The following is a 16975-nucleotide window of genomic DNA, read 5'->3' on the forward strand; positions in this document are numbered from 1 at the left end:
TGGACGAAGAAGTTCGGGCGGAAACAGCGGATTGGACGGTGTGTCGTGGGAGTACAGGGTGCTGCAACGCAGGCGCAGGATGTCGAGGGGGCTGACGCCGTCAATGCCGCGTTGGGCGAGAGGGAACAGCGGATGCTGGAGCTCGAGCGCCAGTGGTGGAAGTACTCCGGAGCCAAGGAACAGGCCATCCGGGAAATGTTCGACCTTTCGGCCACGCACTATTACCAGATCCTGAACGCACTCATCGACACCGAGGCAGCGCTGGCTCACGATCCGATGCTTGTGAAGAGATTGCGTAGACTACGTACAACCCGACAGCGCGCGCGTTCGGCGCGCCGTCTCGGAGTTGACGTCTAAGGCTACGCCCAACCACAGTTCAAGGATTCCCCAACACATGAGCCAGTACCCCCGCGACGAGTTCGACAAGGTGCCTGAAACCGCCGCACGTCAGGGAGTGCACAGGGAACGGCTTGTACCGCCCCGATCAGGCGGGCTGGCGCTGAAGATCCTTGTTGGTCTGATGGTGCTGGCAGTCGGGTTCGCCGCCTACTTCATTTTCCCGCGGCTCGGAATCGGCCAGGCAAGCGAATCAGCGCCGGAGACTTCCAGCGCGGCGCCGTCAACGCCATCAACGGAGGAAACCGCCAGCGAGGCTCCCAGCGAGGATCCGAGTCCTTCCGAAGCGCCCACGCCGGAACCCACACCTGTTGAGACGGAGACGGAGCCGGAGGCCGTCGTCGACAGGGCGCAACCCGTAGCAGTGCTCAACGCCACCACAGTTGCCGGCCTGGCCAGCACCGCGGCAGGGCGGTTGCAGACGGACGGCTGGAATGTAGCGCAGATTGCCAACTGGGCGGGGCAGCCGGTGCAAAGCTCTCTCATCCTCTACAACGGGGAGGAGCAGCGTGCTTCCGCCGAAGAGCTCGGGCGCGTACTCGGCATAACCACAGTCCAGGGCAATGCAGGTTTCTCTGAGAACATAACCGTCGTGGTTGGGCCCGGCTTCCAATAAGCGGGTCCGGTTAAGGATCAATAACATTCACTGTGTTCTGCATCACTGAAGTCTTCAAGTGGGATTAGATGTATTGCAGCCCCGCCATCAACAGCAAGCGGGGGATCTACACAGTGGGAGAACAACATGGCGCAGGGAACCGTTAAATGGTTCAACGCTGAAAAGGGATACGGCTTCATCACCGTAGATGAAGGTCGAGCGGACGTATTTGTGCATTGGTCCGCGATCCAGATGGAAGGCTACCGCGCACTCGATGAGGGGCAGCGGGTGGAGTTCGAGATCGGAGAAGGGCAGAAGGGGCCGCAGGCTGAAGCCGTGCGGCTGGCTTCCTGATCAGCACCCACGTTCCAGAACGACGACGGCGCGTTCCCCACGCGGGGGGCGCGTCGTCGTCGTTTTCCCACCGCGAACAGCTTGCACTCACACCTCTAGAGTGCTAATTATTGACTTAGCACTCGAGCGTGACGACTGCTAAGGCGTCGCCTTTCGAGTGAACAAGCACCTTCTGCGGTGAGGGCAGAACCGGGACGTACAGAGATCATCCCGGTGAAGTCCGTCCGTCGCGGGCATCGCAGACCGGTAGCAGCTGACTAAGCATGACCGTCCCCGAAAGGACCTAAGCCGTTATGGCCAAGATCATTTCTTTTGATGAAGAGGCTCGCCGCGGCCTCGAGCGCGGGTTGAACACCCTCGCTGATGCAGTCAAGGTAACGCTGGGCCCGCGCGGGCGCAACGTTGTCCTCGAGAAGAAGTGGGGCGCCCCCACGATCACCAACGATGGCGTGTCCATCGCCAAGGAGATCGAACTGGACGACCCGTTCGAAAAGATCGGCGCCGAGCTGGTCAAGGAAGTTGCCAAGAAGACTGACGACGTCGCCGGCGACGGTACCACCACCGCCACTGTGCTCGCCCAGGCCCTGGTCAAGGAAGGCCTGCGTAACGTAGCCGCAGGTGCCGATCCCCTCAGCCTCAAGCGTGGCATCGAGAAGGCTGTCGACGCTGTGACCGCCGAGCTGCTCGCCTCCGCCAAGGAGATCGAGACGAAGGAAGAGATCGCCGCTACCGCTTCGATCTCCGCAGGGGACCAGCAGATCGGTGACCTGATCGCTGAAGCCCTCGACAAGGTTGGCAAGGAAGGCGTCATCACCGTCGAGGAGTCCAACACCTTCGGTCTTGAGCTTGAGCTCACCGAGGGCATGCGCTTCGACAAGGGCTACATCTCGGGCTACTTCGTCACCGACGCAGAGCGCCAGGAAACGGTTCTCGAAGACCCCTACATCCTGATCGTCAACTCGAAGATCTCCAACGTCAAGGATCTCGTAGCTGTCCTCGAGAAGGTCATGCAGTCCGGCAAGCCGCTGCTGATCATCGCCGAAGACATCGAGGGTGAAGCCCTGGCTACCCTCGTGGTCAACAAGATCCGCGGCACCTTCAAGTCCGTTGCCGTCAAGGCTCCGGGCTTCGGTGACCGCCGCAAGGCACAGTTGGCCGATATCGCCATCCTCACCGGCGGCCAGGTCATCGCCGAGGAAGTTGGCCTCAAGCTGGAGAACGCAACCCTGGACCTGCTCGGTTCGGCCCGCAAGGTTGTTGTCACCAAGGATGAGACCACCATCGTCGAGGGCGCCGGAAACGCTGACGAGATCGCCGGCCGCGTGGCCCAGATCCGTGCAGAGATTGAGAACTCCGACTCGGACTACGACCGCGAGAAGCTGCAGGAGCGCCTGGCCAAGCTGGCCGGCGGTGTTGCTGTCATCAAGGCCGGAGCCGCAACCGAGGTTGAACTCAAGGAACGCAAGCACCGCATTGAGGACGCCGTCCGCAACGCGAAGGCTGCGGTGGAAGAGGGCATCGTTGCCGGCGGTGGCGTTGCCCTGATCCAGGCCGGTGCCAAGGCATTCGCCAACCTCAACCTGGAAGGCGACGAGGCGACCGGTGCGAACATCGTCCGCATCGCCATCGACGCCCCGCTCAAGCAGATCGCTTTCAACGCAGGCCTCGAGCCCGGCGTTGTTATCGAGAAGGTCCGCGGTCTTCCTGCCGGTCATGGCCTCAACGCCGCAACCGGCGACTACGAGGATCTCCTTGCCGCCGGTGTGAACGACCCCGTGAAGGTAACCCGCTCTGCCCTGCAGAACGCGGCATCCATTGCCGGACTGTTCCTGACCACCGAAGCTGTTGTCGCAGACAAGCCTGAGAAGGCTGCTCCTGCCGGCGGCGGCGACGAGATGGGCGGCATGGGCGGGATGGGCGGCTTCTAGTCCCCTTCCGTTCCCCGCGAAGAACAAAAGGAAGGCCGGTCACCCCTCATGGGGTGACCGGCCTTCCTTCTTCGGCATAGCACGCTGTTCCGGCGGGTGCGGGACGGGCGAACCCACCGGGCATCTACGGCTCAGCGGTTCCTAGTGCATGAACATCCGCGCGTTGCTTGCCTCCGCCTCCGAGTACTGCTGGGTTGCCATTCCCAGCGCCTCATTGATGCTGGCCAGAGACTCTTCGACCTTGGCCTGGGTGGCGCGCCAGTCGGTAACCAACTGCTGGAAGTTCTGCGAGGCCTGGCCCTGCCATTCGGACTCGAGCGAGCGGAGTCCGGACTGCATCGCGTTCACCTCCGCCTGCAGCCGGGCAATGGTGTTCTGGACATCCGCGCTCTTGGCTGCCAGCGAATCGGTGTCGACGTGAAAGAAAGTCATTGTTCCTCCTGTAGTTGTACCCGTGTACAGCCGACGCTAGGGGAACGAACTTCTCTACGGCCAGTCGGCAGTCAGGAATGTGGAAAACCAGCCGTGAAACGCTCGGCTGTGGAGGACTAGTGGGCCTTCGATTGAATCAGCAGATCGATGCCGTCCAGGATGCGTTCGAGCCCGAACTCGAAGGTCAGCTCTGGATTGGCCGTGGCGTTGTACGCCTCACCCGCAGCCTGGCCAACCCTGCCTGAAACGGGGTAGCGGCTTCCATCCATGATCTGTTCAAGGAGCGGCGCGTTGGTTTCCCACCATTGGAGGTCGCTAAGGCCGGTGCTCTGCTCTATCCGTTGCGCGTTGAGCCTGCCGCGGGCCGGCCCGGACACGAAGCCGACCACGAGCGCCACAATCTGGTCCATCTCGATGTCATCAAGCCCAATCCCTTCCACGGTACCCAGTTGCCACTCATAACGATCCGCGCTGTTTGGCCCGATCGGCGGACGACTCGTGTCAACCTCCAACAGCCAGGGATGGCGCAGGTACTCGTCCCACTGAAGGCGAGCCAGACGGGTGAGGCGCTCCCGTGGTGATCCAACGTGCTCCGGGGTGCCCTGTTCGCCAACCACCCAGTCGACCATCAGGTCGATGAGCTCGGACTTGCTCGGAACGTAGGTATAGACGGACATCACGCCGAGTCCCAGCCGCTCCGCGATCCGGCGCATTGTGACGGCCTCGACCCCTTCTTCATCCGCGAGCGCGACGGCGGCCATCACGACGTCGTCCACGCTCATCTTTTGCTTCGGGCCGCGGCTGCCCTGGGGCTCGCCGAGCTGTTGGCGCCAGAGCAACTTGAGCGTGCGGTCCACGTCTCCGGTGCCGGTCGATTCGATTGCCATTCCCCCTACCATACCTTCTCCGTATGGTGTACGCTGATGATCCTAACTACGCCGTATGTTGTACGAAATTAAGGACGGTTATGAGCACGGAGAGTGCAATGACAGCTCAGGGATTACGGAAGCGCTATGGGGATACGGAGGCGCTGGACGGCTTCGATCTTGAGGTGCGCGCCGGGACCATCCACGGACTGCTGGGTCCAAATGGTGCCGGAAAGAGCACGGCTGTGAGCGCGTTCTGCACGCTCATAGAGGTGGATTCCGGCACCGCGAGCATCGCCGGACACGATGTGGCGACCGAGGGGCAGCTGGTCCGTAGTCGTATCGGGCTGGTAGGGCAGTCGCCGGCGGTTGATGAAGTGCTGGGCGGGCGGCAGAACCTGGTGCTGTTCGGGCGGCTGTTCGGGTTGCGCAAGTCCGCTGCGGTGGAACGCGCGGCGGAGTTGCTGGACCGGTTTGAGTTGACCCAGGCCGCCGAGCGTCCGGTAGCTACCTACTCGGGCGGCATGCGGCGCAGGCTGGACATCGCCGCCGGTCTCATCCGGCGGCCAGCCGTGCTGTTCCTCGACGAGCCCACGACCGGCCTGGACCCCCGTGGCCGCAATGAGGTGTGGGCGACCGTGCGCCAGGTCGCAGGAGAGGGAACCACCGTGCTCCTCACAACCCAATACCTGGACGAGGCCGATCAGCTGGCGGACAGCATTTCGGTCATGGACGCCGGCAGGGTCATCGCCGAGGGCACGCCGGAAGAGCTCAAGAGGCAACGCGGCGGTGACAGGCTGGAGGTGGTGATCAAGGACTCCCGCCGGCTGCAGGAGGCTGTGCAGGTGCTCAGCGGCGCCCTGGGAGTCCAGGCACGGGTCAGCGACGATGTCCGCACGGTAACGCTCGAGGTCCCCGACCGCTCAACGGCTCTCCTCGCTGCGGTCCGCGCGCTTGACTCAGCCGAGCTGGAGGCCGACGACATTGTGCTGCGGCGTCCCACCCTGGACGAAGTGTTCCTCGCCCTCACGGAAACCGATCCGGCCCGATCCACACGTATGGAGGTCCACAATGACTGACGTTACCTACACGCGGACAGGCCCGATCAAAGCGCTGCGGGACGGCTGGATCATCACTCAACGGGATCTGCTCCACTGGGTGCGCCAGCCCGCGACACCCATCTTCGGGGTGATGTTCTCGATCATGCTCCTGCTCATGTTCGGCTTCCTCTTCGGCGGAGCGATCGAAGTACCGGGCGGAGGAAGCTACATCCAGTTCCTGTTGCCCGGAATGCTGGCACTGACGATGATGTTCGGCCTGGACGAGACCATGACCGCAATCTCCAGCGACGCGAAGAAGGGCATCACCAGCCGGTTCCGGTCCCTGCCCATCGGAAGCACAGCGGTTGTCCTCGGACGAAGCGGCGCGGACATGGCCTACTCGGCGCTCAACCTGGGCGTCCTCGTGGTTGGAGGGCTGCTCATCGGCTGGGGGATAACCTCAGATCTGGGTTCAGCCGCGCTCGCCGTCGTGCTTCTCCTCTGGCTGCGCTTCGCACTGTTGTGGGTAGGGATCTTTCTCGGCCTCACGCTGAGGAACGCGGGCGCGACGACGGCGGTGCAGGTTCTCATCTGGCCGCTGGGCTTCCTGTCGAACGTGTTTGTAGCGCCGGAGACCATGCCCGGATGGCTGGGTGCGGCCGCCCAGTGGAATCCGATCTCGGCAACCGCAACCGCCGCCAGGGAACTCTTCGGCAACCCGACCGGCGCGACCGGCGGCTGGCTCGCGGACCATGCGCTCACCATGGCGCTTCTCTGGCCGCTGGCCATCACGGCGATCTTCCTGCCGCTTTCCGCGCGGGCGTACCGCAAGCTGCGCAGCTAGCAGCGAGGGGTACCCGGGCGAGCGGAGCGAGTTTGGGGTAGCTGTGACGCGCTAGCAGCGAGGGGTACCCGGGCGAGCGGAGCGAGTTTGGGGTAGCTGTGACGCGCTAGCAGCGAGGGGTACCCGGGCGAGCAGAGCGAGTATGGGGTAGCTGTGACGCGCTAGCAGCGAGGGGTACCCGGGCGAGCGGAGCGAGTTTGGGGTAGCTGTGACGCGCTAGCAGCGAGGGGTACCCGGGCGAGCAGAGCGAGTATGGGGTAGCTGTGACGCGCTTACAGCCGGCGCTATTCCGGTTCGGTGACCTCGTCCGTCCCTGCGGCGTGAGGTAGCCGGATCGACAGCGTGGCTCCGCCTCCGGGAGTTTCATCGAGGCGGACTGTCCCGTCATGCTGCGCAACGAGGGCGGCCACAATGGCGAGTCCGAGGCCGGTTCCTCCCGTTTCCCGGTAGCGGGAGGAATCGGCACGGTAGAAGCGCTCGAAGACCCGCGCGGCGTCGTCGTCGGAAATGCCCGGCCCATGGTCGCGCACCTCGATCACTGAATCGCTCCGGCCGTGGATCACGGGCGCAACTCCCACCGCGATCTCGATGGGTGTGCCTTCGGGCGTGTATCGCAGGGCGTTGGTCATCAGGTTGGCTACAACCTGGCGCAGCCGCGCCTCGTCGCCGACGGTCGGCGCGTGCCTGGCCTTGCCGCCGTCGAGGCCGATCACGCGGATGTCCCGCTCAGGGGCGATTGCCCGGGCATCAAGGGCGGCATCGTTGCCCAGAACGAGCAGGTCGAGTGGCTGGGATTCGAGCGGGCGCTGCTCATCGATCCGAGCGAGCGTCAACAGGTCCTCAACGAGCTGCCCCATGCGCTTCGCTTCGCTTTCGATGCGGCCCATCGCGGCGCGGATGTCGTCATCGTTCTGCAGGGCACCATGGCGGTACAGCTCCGAGAAGCCCCGGATGGTGACCAGCGGAGTGCGCAGTTCGTGGGAGGCATCCGCGACGAAACGGCGCATCTTCCGCTCCGACTCCATGCGGGCAGCAAACGCAGACTCGATATGCGCCAACATCGCGTTCAGGGAGCGGGACAGCCGGCCCACTTCGGTGGCCGGCCGCTCCACCTCGACGCGGCGCGACAAGTCCCCGGCAGCGATCGCCGCGGCGGTCTTCTCCACGCGGCTCAGCGGACGGAACTGACGGGTCACCGCCAGGTATGCCACCAGGGACGCGGCAGCGATCGAAAAGAGACCCACGGTGAAGATGATGCGGCCGGCTTCGGAGACCGCTTCGTTAACGGGAGACATCCGCGTTGCCACCGCCACGGAGCTTTCGCCATCGTCGATTGTGAAGGCGACTACGCGCCAGTCGCTCTCGCCTTGCGTTCCAGGAACGGTGAAGCCAGACCCGCCCAGGGCGATTACCTCCTGAACGGTTAGCCGGGGAATGTCAGGGACATTGAGTTCAGAAGAGTGAGTGGTGCGGACGGGGAATCCCTCAGAGTCCAGCCAGACTCCGTAGAACCGGAAGAGGTTCCCGCTGGCGTCCGACTCCACGCTTGCCATGCTGTCGGACACGGATTGTGCGTTGGCTTCGATATCCTGGTCCATTTGGGTGACCAGGCTGTTGCGAAGCAGTGAGATGGTGACGATTCCCGTGATCGCGACAGTTACCACCATGAGCAGCGTCATGATGGCGATGAGCTGCGTACGCAGCGACGCGGAATTCCAGTATCGAGACAAGGCTATGACGGTGCGGGATTACCGTTTGTCGGCGGTACGCAGGAGGTAGCCGACACCGCGTTTGGTCTGAATCAGCGCCGGCGCTTCGGGATTCTTGTCGATCTTGCGACGAAGGTAGGAGATGTAGGACTCAACAATGGAAGCGTCCCCATTGAAGTCGTACTCCCACACGTGGTCCAGGATCTGTGCCTTGGACAGCACCCGGTTGGGATTCATCATCAGGTAGCGCAGCAGCTTGAATTCGGTGGGGGAGAGGTCTATCACCTCACCGCCCCGGCGGACCTCGTGGGCGTCGTCGTCCAGTTCAAGATCGTCAACGCGGATGACCGCGCCGTCGTCGTCAAGCGGCTGGGTGCGGCGAAGCACAGCCCGGATACGCGCGACAACCTCATCGAGGCTGAAAGGTTTCGTGACGTAGTCATCGCCTCCGACGGTGAGACCGGTGACCTTGTCATCGGTGTCATCCCGGGCCGTCAAAAAGACCACGGGGAAGTGGCGCCCGGCCGCGCGCAGGCGCCGGGTGACTGTGAAGCCGTCCATGTCCGGCAGCATCACGTCGAGGACGGCGAGATCCGGGTTATGGGTTTCTGCCGCGGCCAGGGCATCACGTCCGTTGGCGGCAGCCACGACGTCGAACCCCGCAAAACGCAGCGAGGTGGACAGCAGCTCCCGGATATTCGGCTCATCATCGACTACAAGTAGTTTGGCTTCAGGTACCGACTTATTCACGGTTCCCAGTGTGCTCCCAGTAGCTGGGAGTTTTCTGGACGTATTCGGGGAGCTTGCGGATAGTCAACTGGTTATGTCTGAGGGATATCCGCAGCGTCCATGATCGTGTATGCATAACCCTGTTCTGCGAGGAACCGCTGGCGCTTGGCCGCGAAGTCCTGGTCAATGGTGTCGCGTGCCACGACGGTATAGAAGCGGGCAGCGCGGCCATCACCCTTGGGGCGCAGCAACCGGCCGAGGCGTTGTGCTTCCTCCTGTCGCGACCCAAACGATCCGGACACCTGAATTGCCACCGACGCTTCCGGCAGGTCGATCGAGAAGTTCGCGACCTTGGACACCACCAGGGTGTTCAGCTCCCCGGCGCGGAAGGCGTTGAACAGACGTTGTCTCTCCTTCACGGACGTCTCACCCTTGATGACGGGAGCGTCCAGCCGCTCGGCGAGTTCATCCAGCTGGTCAATGTACTGACCGATCACCAGCAACTGCTCGCCCTTGTGCGATGCAACGAGCTTCTCCACCACGGAGCTCTTCGTGTCCGACGTTGCGCAGAGGCGGTACTTGTCGCCGTCGTCGGCCATTGCGTACGCAACCCGCTCGTCGCGGGGGAGATCGACACGGACCTCCACGCAATCGGCGGGGGCGATGTAGCCCTGCGCCTCGATGTCCTTCCAGGGCGCGTCGTAGCGCTTCGGGCCGATGAGCGAGAACACCTCGCCCTCGCGCCCGTCCTCACGCACCAGTGTGGCGGTGAGCCCGAGCCGTCGGCGGGCCTGCAGATCGGCGGTCATTCGGAAGATCGGCGCCGGGAGCAGGTGTACCTCGTCATAGACGATCAGGCCCCAGTCATTGGCATCGAGCAGTTCGAGGTGGGGATACAGTCCGCCGCGGCGGAGAGTGAGCACCTGATAGGTGGCGATCGTGACCGGCCGGACTTCCTTGACCGAGCCCGAGTACTCGCCGATCTCATCCTCGGTCAGCGACGTCCGCTTGAGCAGCTCATCCTTCCACTGCCGGGCTGACACGGTGTTGGTGACCAGGATCAGCGTGGTGGTGGAGCTGGTGGCCATCGCGGCTGCTCCCACCAGCGTCTTGCCGGCACCGCAGGGCAGGACGACGACGCCGGATCCGCCCGCCCAGAAATTCTCCGTCGCTACTTTCTGGTACGGCCGGAGGGACCAGCCGTTCTCCTCCAGCGCGATCGGGTGCGGGGTCCCGTCGACGTAGCCTGCGAGGTCCTCCGCCGGCCAGCCCAGCTTGAGCAGCAGCTGCTTGAGCTGACCACGCTGTGAGGAATGCACCACCACCGTTTCGCCGTCGATCCGCGGACCGAGCAGGGGCTCGATTTTCTTGGCGTGCAGCACTTCCTCGAGGACCGGGTAGTCGTTGGTCCGCAGCACGAGCCCATGCTGGGCGTCCTTCTCGAGGCGAAGGCGCCCGTAACGCGACATAGTCTCCTCGACGTCGATCAGCAGCGCATGCGGGACCGGGAAGCGCGAGTACTTCAGCAGGGTGTCCAGTACCTGCTCGGCGTCGAGGCCGGCAGCGCGCGCATTCCAGAGGCCCAGCGGGGTGAGCCGGTAGCTGTGCACGTGCTCCGGTGCGCGTTCGAGTTCGGCGAACGCCGCAATCGCATGCCGCGCCTCGGTTGCCTGCTCGTGGTCCACCTCAAGCAGGATGGTTTTGTCGCTCTGGACGATCAGCGGCCCATTAGGCATCCGTTAAGCCCCTTCCACAGTTTCCACATCCATGATCCGGTGCACAGAAATCACGCGTTCAGTGTCTTTCTCGGGATCGATCAACCTTACGCGCCCACCCGAAACCGACAGTGGAACAAAGACCTGCCGGATCGAATTCCCGACACTGTCCGCGAAACCCAGCCTGACCGGCTGTCTGGTCCTGATCGCCGTCCGCAGCGTCTCAAGCCCGATCAGCGCCTCGCTTTCCGCTCCGGCGGCCGGACCGGGCCGCGCGCTGCCCCGCAACACGTTCAGTTGCGCAGCGGCGTCTTCATCGGTGAGAACCCACGGATTGGTTTTGGTGGCGGGTAAGAACGACGACGACGACGGCGCGCCGCCGCCTGCCCGGACCGACGGCCGCGGCACCGCACCTCCTTCGAGGGCGGGAGAGTAGCCGAGCTCCCTCAGCGCGCCGGACAGTTCAGCCGGGGTGGCCTGCGCCGTGACGACGGTCGGAGCCAGCCGGACCAGCCCGAGGGCCGCGGCTGCAGGGTCCGACAGCAGGGCGGTCAGGGCGGCGTCGTCGTCGCTGCGCACGTAACTGAAGGCTGGCCCCACACGCAGGGACCCGTAGCGGGACGCGGTGTCCTCAACGAGATAGTGCAGCGGCTGCGGCACATCGGTGGCCGAGTGCTTGTTCAAGAAGGCGAGGATCGACGCCGCGTCCTGTCCATCATCGAGCGCGTTCCGGATGGATTGTGCAGAGAAGCGGTACACCGTTGCCGGTCCCTGCCCTTCGGCCGCAGCCAGCAGGGCGAGCTCGCGTGCAACCGGCGGTTCGAGATAACCCGGTGCGACGGCGGTCAGGTCCGCTTGCAGCATGAAGTGGCTGAGCGGTTTAGGCAGGGCATCGCGCAGCGAGACGAGGGCCTCGTCGAAGCGTTCTTCTGCGACAGCGGCTCCCAACTCGGTCAGGGCTCCAGAACCGAGCAGGCCAAGATGTCCCATCTCAGCCAGGATTCCCGGCACCAGGCGGGCGAAGCGCCGTCGCAGCCGGGGCCGCTCCCAGGCGAGCCGTGTGATCAGCGCAGATGCGTCCAATACGCAGGCACCGCCGTCGTTGGCCGCCTCGGCCGAAAGCGCAGCCGCGGCGACAAGCGTACGACGCCGGACTGCCGGGGCATCCGTGCGGATTGCCTCGGAGGAGAGTGCGTTCACCTGGCTGCCGGTCGGAAGTTTGCCACCGATCAGGGACGGGGCCCGTTCCAGATCGAGCCATGCACGGACAAGCCCGGCCCACTGTTCGTCCCGGTCGATGGAGTGCCAGACGCCGTCGGAGGCCGCCACCCAGCGGGAACTGTCGGGATCCAGGACGATCAGCCGGGCAGCGGCACCCAGCTCGAGCAGCCACACCACCTGCTCGCGATCTGCCCGGATGGCGTCAGCCAGGCGACGGATCTCCCGTACGCCCACTCCACCCGTGCGCAGCGTCGTGACTGGGTCCCCGTGGATGACGGCGAGTAACTCGGTGAGGAGCCTCAGTGTTTCAGCCAAAGCGCCGAAGGCGGCGTTGTCGCGGAGGCTCAAGCGGACGGATTTGAGGCTCGGCACCGGGGGAGTGACCGGCAAGGCAGGAATGATGACGCCGCCGCGGGCCGCGATGCCTACTTCGCGGGGCAGTTCAACGTGATTGGCGTCCAGTCGGATCAACAGCCCACGTTCCAGCAGCCACTGCACGGGAGTTGCGGACGTCGCCTCTGACGCGGGAGCCGAACCCACGGGTGACGCCGTGAGCTTCTCGAGCAGGGCGCCCGTTCGCTCTGGCGCCAGGCCCATGATGGTGTCCCAGCAAGCGGCCAGCCCTGTTGCAAGGGTGGCGGCGTCGTCGTCGGCGGTTGCTAGTCCGGGGAACCGGACGCCCTCAGCCCGAAAGGTTGCCATCCCGTTGCGTATCTGGGCGGTATATTCCGGGTATCGCTGCGACAGGGCGGCTATCGGACGCCCGAGCCCCCCGGGGTAGGGTCCGAGGGCCTCAGTGAGCGTATCCAGGGGAAAGTAGGAGGAAGGGCCCTTTGCTGTGCCGGTGCGAAGCAGCGCGAGTCCGTGCAGGTGCGCAAGAAGCGGTTCCAGCGTCTTGGCCGTGGTGTTCGCGATGTACTTCTTCAACTGCGCGGCGGTAGTGCCCGTGGCGGCATCAACATCCGTTGCGAGCACCACGGCTTCGAGTACCAGGAGTTGCGGGGCAGTAAGGCTCTCCAGGGCGCGCTGCACGCTGACCCGGGTAGAGGCGCGGGCAGCGAGGGCGGAGAAATCGGGAACCGGCGGGAGTACCACATCCGGGCGCGCCGACATCAGCTGCCGGAGTTCGGCGTCGCTTCGGGAAGCCAGGTCCCGGGACAGGGCGCGGATGGCGGACACCGCATTAACGTTACTCGTACGCGGTGAGGGCGGCGTTGTGCGCGGATGAATTGGTCAGGAGCGGCCGCGAAGGCGGAGACCGAGAAGAACGTTGACGACCATCAGGACAAAGCCGAGCGGCAGGCAGACGTAGGCCGTTACAACGAACCCCGGCCATACCTCAGCGCCAAGGAGCGCAGTCAGAAGAACCGCGAGGAGGGCAAGCAGGCCCAGAACGGAGAAGCCGACGGCGGCAATGAGCAAGACGAGCCGCGCACCTGAGCCCCGTTCCCCGGCCGGGCGGGCGTCGTCGTCGGCTGGTTGCGGCGTCCCGGGTTTCTGTTTCATATTGCTTCCAGCGTACAAGAGCCCTGAAGGCCCAAACCGGCCCCGAGCGACCGGTATCCTATTAAGGCAGACTTTCCCCCGCGCACGTCCAACCGAGTGAGCGGACCAACCGGATACGCCGGCAGGTCCTGGACGCCACAGCGTGCGCAAGCAGTTCGAGAACGAGGTAATGACGTGCCTATCGGCAAGGTTAAGTGGTTCGACTCCGAGAAAGGCTTCGGCTTTCTGGCGACGGATGACGGCAAGGAAGTATTCCTCCACGCCTCGGCGCTCCCAGCCGGGGTGTCCGAAGTGAAGGTCGGCACCAAGCTGGAGTTCGGCGTCGCCGACGGACGTAAGGGCCTCCAGGCCCTGTCCGTGCGAATCCTCGAGACGCAGCCATCGGTTGCCAAAGCCACCCGCAAGAACGCAGAAGACATGGCGATCATTACCGAAGACCTGATCCGGCTCCTCGATGATGTTTCCAACGGGCTTCGCCGCGGCCGCTACCCGGACAAGTCCCACTCCGCCAAAGTTGCAGCGGTGCTCCGCGCCGTTGCCGATGATCTGGACGTCTAGGTCCAGTGACCGAGTCTCCGGAATCATCTCCAACTTCGGCGGAAACGGCACTAGCCAATCCACCGAAGCGGAAACCGCTGCGTAAACCTTCCAAGCCGGACGCCGTGTTGGCCGCGGCAGTCGACGCTGCCCGCGGCGCGGTGGAGCAGATTGCGGGAGATTCCGAAGTGGGAGAACATCTGGGCGTATTCCCCGAAGCGGAGCGGCTGGTCACCCACCGCTTCGCCGCGGACGTACCGGGCTATGTGGGCTGGCAGTGGTTCGCCACGCTCGCCCGTGTGCCCCGCGGCAAGGACGTCACAGTCTGCGAACTGGGTCTTCTGCCCTCCGAACATTCACTGCTCGCCCCGGACTGGGTTCCCTGGTCCGAGCGCGTGCGGCCTGAGGATGCCGATCAGCCTGAGGACGCCGCGGCAACAGACGCCGCGGGGGAGGAAACCTCTTCCGTCAGCGGGCAGGCCGACGCGCCCATCACCGAGCCGATTGTGCCCGACACGGTGAGCGCGGATACACAGGCAGCAGAGGACGACGCCGAGCCAAAGACCCCTGGAGGCGAACCCCCAGTTGCCTAGCAAGGAGTGCACGGCAGAAAGGAAGGCGTCCTGATGGGCACGTTCCGTTCCCTGCACATCCATAACTATCGACTGTGGTTCATCGGTGCGCTGATCTCCAACGTGGGGACCTGGATGCAGCGCACGGCCCAGGACTGGCTCGTATACGACGTCCTGACCGAACAGGATGCAGCGGCCATGGGTATTGTCATGGCGCTACAACTCGGTCCGCAGCTTTTCATGGCGCCCTGGGCCGGGTTGATCGCCGACTCCGTCGACCGGCGCAAACTCCTGATCGGGACGCAGTCCGCCATGGCGGCGCTTGGTGTGGGCCTGGGCATCCTTGTAGTGCTGGGGCTCGCGGAGCTCTGGCATGTGTATGCGTTCGCCCTCGCACTCGGGATCGTCTCTTCGATCGATGCCCCGGCACGCCAGACGTTCGTGTCCGAACTGGTCCGCGATGACTATCTACCCAATGCCGTCGCGCTGAACAGCGCCTCCTTCAACGGTGCGCGAATGTTCGGCCCCGCAGTAGCCGGCCTGCTCACGGTCGCCGTCGGTCCCGGCTGGGTCTTCCTGATTAACGCCGTTACGTTCGGTGCGATGATCTTTGTTCTGGTCACCATCCGGCGGAATGAGTTGCGCGTCCTTGACCGCTCAGCGCCTGGCCGCGGGCGCATCCGGGCAGGGTTCCGGTACGTGAGGCAGCGCCCCGACCTGATCATGGTGATGTTCGCCATTTTCGTTGTAGGCACCTTCGGACTCAACTTCGCCGTCTACATCGCAGCTATGGCCCGGACCGAGTTCAACACCGGGGCCGGTGTATTCGGGACCCTGTCATCCATTATGGCTGTGGGTTCCGTGGCGGGTGCGCTGATGTCGGCCCGCCGGGAAGGCCCGAGGCTCCGGTTCGTTTTTGGCGCAGCAGCAGCTTTTGGGGTGGCCTGCATGCTCGCCGCATTGGCGCCGTCGGTCTGGCTTTTCGGTGTTGCACTGGTACCTGTAGGCCTGTTCGCGCTCACTCTTATGACCAGCGCGAATGCTTATGTCCAGACCACAACAACGCAGGCCATGCGTGGCAGGGTTATGTCCCTGTACTTCGCGATCTTCCTCGGCGGCACGCCGATCGGCGCTCCCATTGTGGGCTGGGTGACCAATGCCTACGGACCGCGGTGGGGGCTGGTGGTTGCGGCGGCTTCCGGAGTGGTGGCTGCCCTCGCCGGTCTGATCTGGATCTGGCGCTCGCACCGGATTACGGTGCGGCTGGTGCGTCCCTCGCCGAGGCGGCTCAGGCTGACCCTGGCCGCCACGGCACGCGATACCGCCGATCGCAACGGCTAGGAGCGCTCCAGGACGTAATCGATGCACTGCAGGAGGGAGGAGACGTCTTCCGGATCGATTGCTACGAAAGTGGCGATGCGCAACTGGTTGCGTCCAAGCTTTCGGTAGGGCTCGACATCGACGATCCCGTTTGCGCGCAGGACCTTGGCCACCGACGCCGCATCAACGGAGTCGTCGAAATCTATGGTCGCGATGACATTCGAGCGGTCCGCCGCATTGGTCACAAACGGAGTGGCTACGCTTGACTGCTCTGCCCAGCCATAAACCCGTCCGGCCGAGTCCGCCGTCCGGTTGGCAGCGAACTCAAGGCCGCCGTTGCTGTTCAGCCACTCCACCTGTGCATTCAGCGTCACGAGCGTCGTTAGCGCGGGGGTGTTGTAGGTCTGGTTCAGCCGGGAATTGTCGATGGCTGTCTGCAGGTCGAGGAAGTCGGGGATCCAGCGCTTCGATGCCTTGATGCCGGCAGCGCGCTCCAGCGCTGCCGGGGAAAACAGTCCAAGCCAGAGACCGCCGTCGGAGGCAAAGTTCTTCTGCGGTGCGAAGTAGTAGATGTCTGCCTGCGCAACGTTCACGTGCAGGCCGCCTGCAGCGCTGGTGGCATCGATCGCAACCAGGGCGCCGTCGTCGACCCCGTCAACACGCTCCACCGGAGCCGCGACGCCGGTGGAGGTTTCATTCTGTGGCCATGCGTAGAAATCGACGCCGGACTCGGCAGCCGGGCTCGGACGGGTCCCGGGCTCTGCAGTGATGACGGTCGAATCCTCCAGGAAAGGTGCCTTGGAGGTTGCTGCGGCGAACTTAGACCCGAACTCACCGAATGAAAGGTGCTGAGCCTTCGCGTTCACCAAACCGAAGGAGGCAACGTCCCAGAACGCCGTGGAACCACCTACTCCGAGGACCACCTCATATCCATCGGGTGCCCGGAAGAACTCCGACAGGCCGGACCGCACCGAGCCCACCAGGTTCTTGACCGGGGCCTGTCGGTGCGAAGTGCCCAGCAGGGTGATACCCGCAGCGTTCAGGGCTTCCAGTTGCGCTGAGCGCACCTTCGAGGGCCCGGCGCCGAACCGTCCATCCTGGGGGAGGAGTTCGGTGGGAATGCGGATATCGGCAGTGTTGCTCATGGTCGCTCCAGGACGGTCTTGGGCAATGTGGGGTCGAAAAACCATTCTGCACCAGCACGCACAGCG

General features: G+C 64.2%; 17 protein-coding genes. 9 read left to right on the forward strand and 8 right to left on the reverse strand.

Annotated elements, in window-relative coordinates:
* Positions 1-45: 45 nt before the first annotated feature.
* The 4 genes from ACX80C_RS10595 (at position 46) to groL (ending at position 3273) form a co-directional block, all read left to right on the forward strand.
* Positions 46-357, forward strand: a complete 312-nt coding sequence (locus ACX80C_RS10595; RefSeq protein WP_459326428.1) for a DUF3263 domain-containing protein — start codon at positions 46-48, stop codon at positions 355-357.
* A 37-nt stretch (positions 358-394) separates the two neighbouring features.
* A complete protein-coding gene (locus ACX80C_RS10600) occupies positions 395-1012 on the forward strand; it encodes a LytR C-terminal domain-containing protein (protein WP_459326429.1) in 618 nt (205 codons plus the stop codon).
* A 126-nt stretch (positions 1013-1138) separates the two neighbouring features.
* Complete coding sequence (locus tag ACX80C_RS10605) at positions 1139-1345, forward strand: cold-shock protein (protein ID WP_459326430.1); 207 nt, start codon at positions 1139-1141, stop codon at positions 1343-1345.
* A 293-nt stretch (positions 1346-1638) separates the two neighbouring features.
* Complete coding sequence (groL, locus tag ACX80C_RS10610; protein ID WP_459326431.1) at positions 1639-3273, forward strand: chaperonin GroEL; 1635 nt, start codon at positions 1639-1641, stop codon at positions 3271-3273.
* Between the two features lie 141 nt (positions 3274-3414).
* On the opposite strand, the gene ACX80C_RS10615 is transcribed toward groL, so the two are convergent.
* Positions 3415-3705: a WXG100 family type VII secretion target gene (locus ACX80C_RS10615; protein WP_459326432.1), complete on the reverse strand. Its 291-nt coding sequence runs from the start codon at positions 3703-3705 to the stop codon at positions 3415-3417.
* A 116-nt stretch (positions 3706-3821) separates the two neighbouring features.
* Complete coding sequence (locus ACX80C_RS10620) at positions 3822-4592, reverse strand: TetR/AcrR family transcriptional regulator (protein ID WP_459326433.1); 771 nt, start codon at positions 4590-4592, stop codon at positions 3822-3824.
* An 80-nt stretch (positions 4593-4672) separates the two neighbouring features.
* Between ACX80C_RS10620 and ACX80C_RS10625 the strand changes: the two genes are divergently transcribed.
* The gene (locus ACX80C_RS10625) at positions 4673-5650 is read left to right on the forward strand and encodes an ATP-binding cassette domain-containing protein (protein ID WP_459326434.1); all 978 of its coding nucleotides are present in this window, start codon (positions 4673-4675) and stop codon (positions 5648-5650) included.
* The gene (locus ACX80C_RS10630) at positions 5643-6455 is read left to right on the forward strand and encodes an ABC transporter permease (protein ID WP_459326435.1); all 813 of its coding nucleotides are present in this window, start codon (positions 5643-5645) and stop codon (positions 6453-6455) included. Before ACX80C_RS10625 ends, ACX80C_RS10630 begins: the two co-directional genes overlap by 8 nt.
* Positions 6456-6739: 284 nt before the next feature.
* On the opposite strand, the gene ACX80C_RS10635 is transcribed toward ACX80C_RS10630, so the two are convergent.
* The 5 genes from ACX80C_RS10635 to ACX80C_RS10655 form a co-directional block, all read right to left on the reverse strand.
* Positions 6740-8185, reverse strand: a complete 1446-nt coding sequence (locus tag ACX80C_RS10635; protein WP_459326436.1) for a sensor histidine kinase — start codon at positions 8183-8185, stop codon at positions 6740-6742.
* 18 nt (positions 8186-8203) lie between these two features.
* Positions 8204-8914: a response regulator transcription factor gene (locus ACX80C_RS10640; protein ID WP_459326437.1), complete on the reverse strand. Its 711-nt coding sequence runs from the start codon at positions 8912-8914 to the stop codon at positions 8204-8206.
* A gap of 71 nt (positions 8915-8985) precedes the next feature.
* The gene (locus ACX80C_RS10645) at positions 8986-10629 is read right to left on the reverse strand and encodes a DNA repair helicase XPB (RefSeq protein WP_459326438.1); all 1644 of its coding nucleotides are present in this window, start codon (positions 10627-10629) and stop codon (positions 8986-8988) included.
* A gap of 3 nt (positions 10630-10632) precedes the next feature.
* Complete coding sequence (locus tag ACX80C_RS10650) at positions 10633-13008, reverse strand: helicase-associated domain-containing protein (RefSeq protein WP_459326439.1); 2376 nt, start codon at positions 13006-13008, stop codon at positions 10633-10635.
* Positions 13009-13062: 54 nt separating this feature from the next.
* Positions 13063-13335, reverse strand: coding sequence for a hypothetical protein (locus tag ACX80C_RS10655; RefSeq protein WP_459326440.1), 273 nt, complete (start codon positions 13333-13335; stop codon positions 13063-13065).
* A gap of 174 nt (positions 13336-13509) precedes the next feature.
* Here ACX80C_RS10655 and ACX80C_RS10660 point away from each other — a divergent pair, with 174 nt between their 5' ends.
* From ACX80C_RS10660 to ACX80C_RS10670, 3 genes are read left to right on the forward strand one after another with little or no spacing between them, the layout of a single operon-like run.
* Positions 13510-13893 carry a cold-shock protein gene (locus ACX80C_RS10660; protein ID WP_459326441.1) on the forward strand — a complete coding sequence of 128 codons (384 nt, stop codon included), beginning with the start codon at positions 13510-13512 and terminating at the stop codon, positions 13891-13893.
* A gap of 5 nt (positions 13894-13898) precedes the next feature.
* Positions 13899-14465: a DUF3027 domain-containing protein gene (locus ACX80C_RS10665; RefSeq protein ID WP_459326442.1), complete on the forward strand. Its 567-nt coding sequence runs from the start codon at positions 13899-13901 to the stop codon at positions 14463-14465.
* Between the two features lie 33 nt (positions 14466-14498).
* A complete protein-coding gene (locus tag ACX80C_RS10670; protein ID WP_459326443.1) occupies positions 14499-15785 on the forward strand; it encodes an MFS transporter in 1287 nt (428 codons plus the stop codon).
* Here the strand turns inward: ACX80C_RS10670 and serC are convergent.
* On the reverse strand, positions 15782-16909 hold the full coding sequence (gene serC / locus ACX80C_RS10675; protein ID WP_459326444.1) for a phosphoserine transaminase: 1128 nt from the start codon (positions 16907-16909) through the stop codon (positions 15782-15784). The two genes, ACX80C_RS10670 and serC, sit on opposite strands and share 4 nt — an antisense overlap.
* Between the last annotated feature and the right edge of the window lie 66 nt (positions 16910-16975).

This window comes from Arthrobacter tecti, assembly GCF_054511355.1.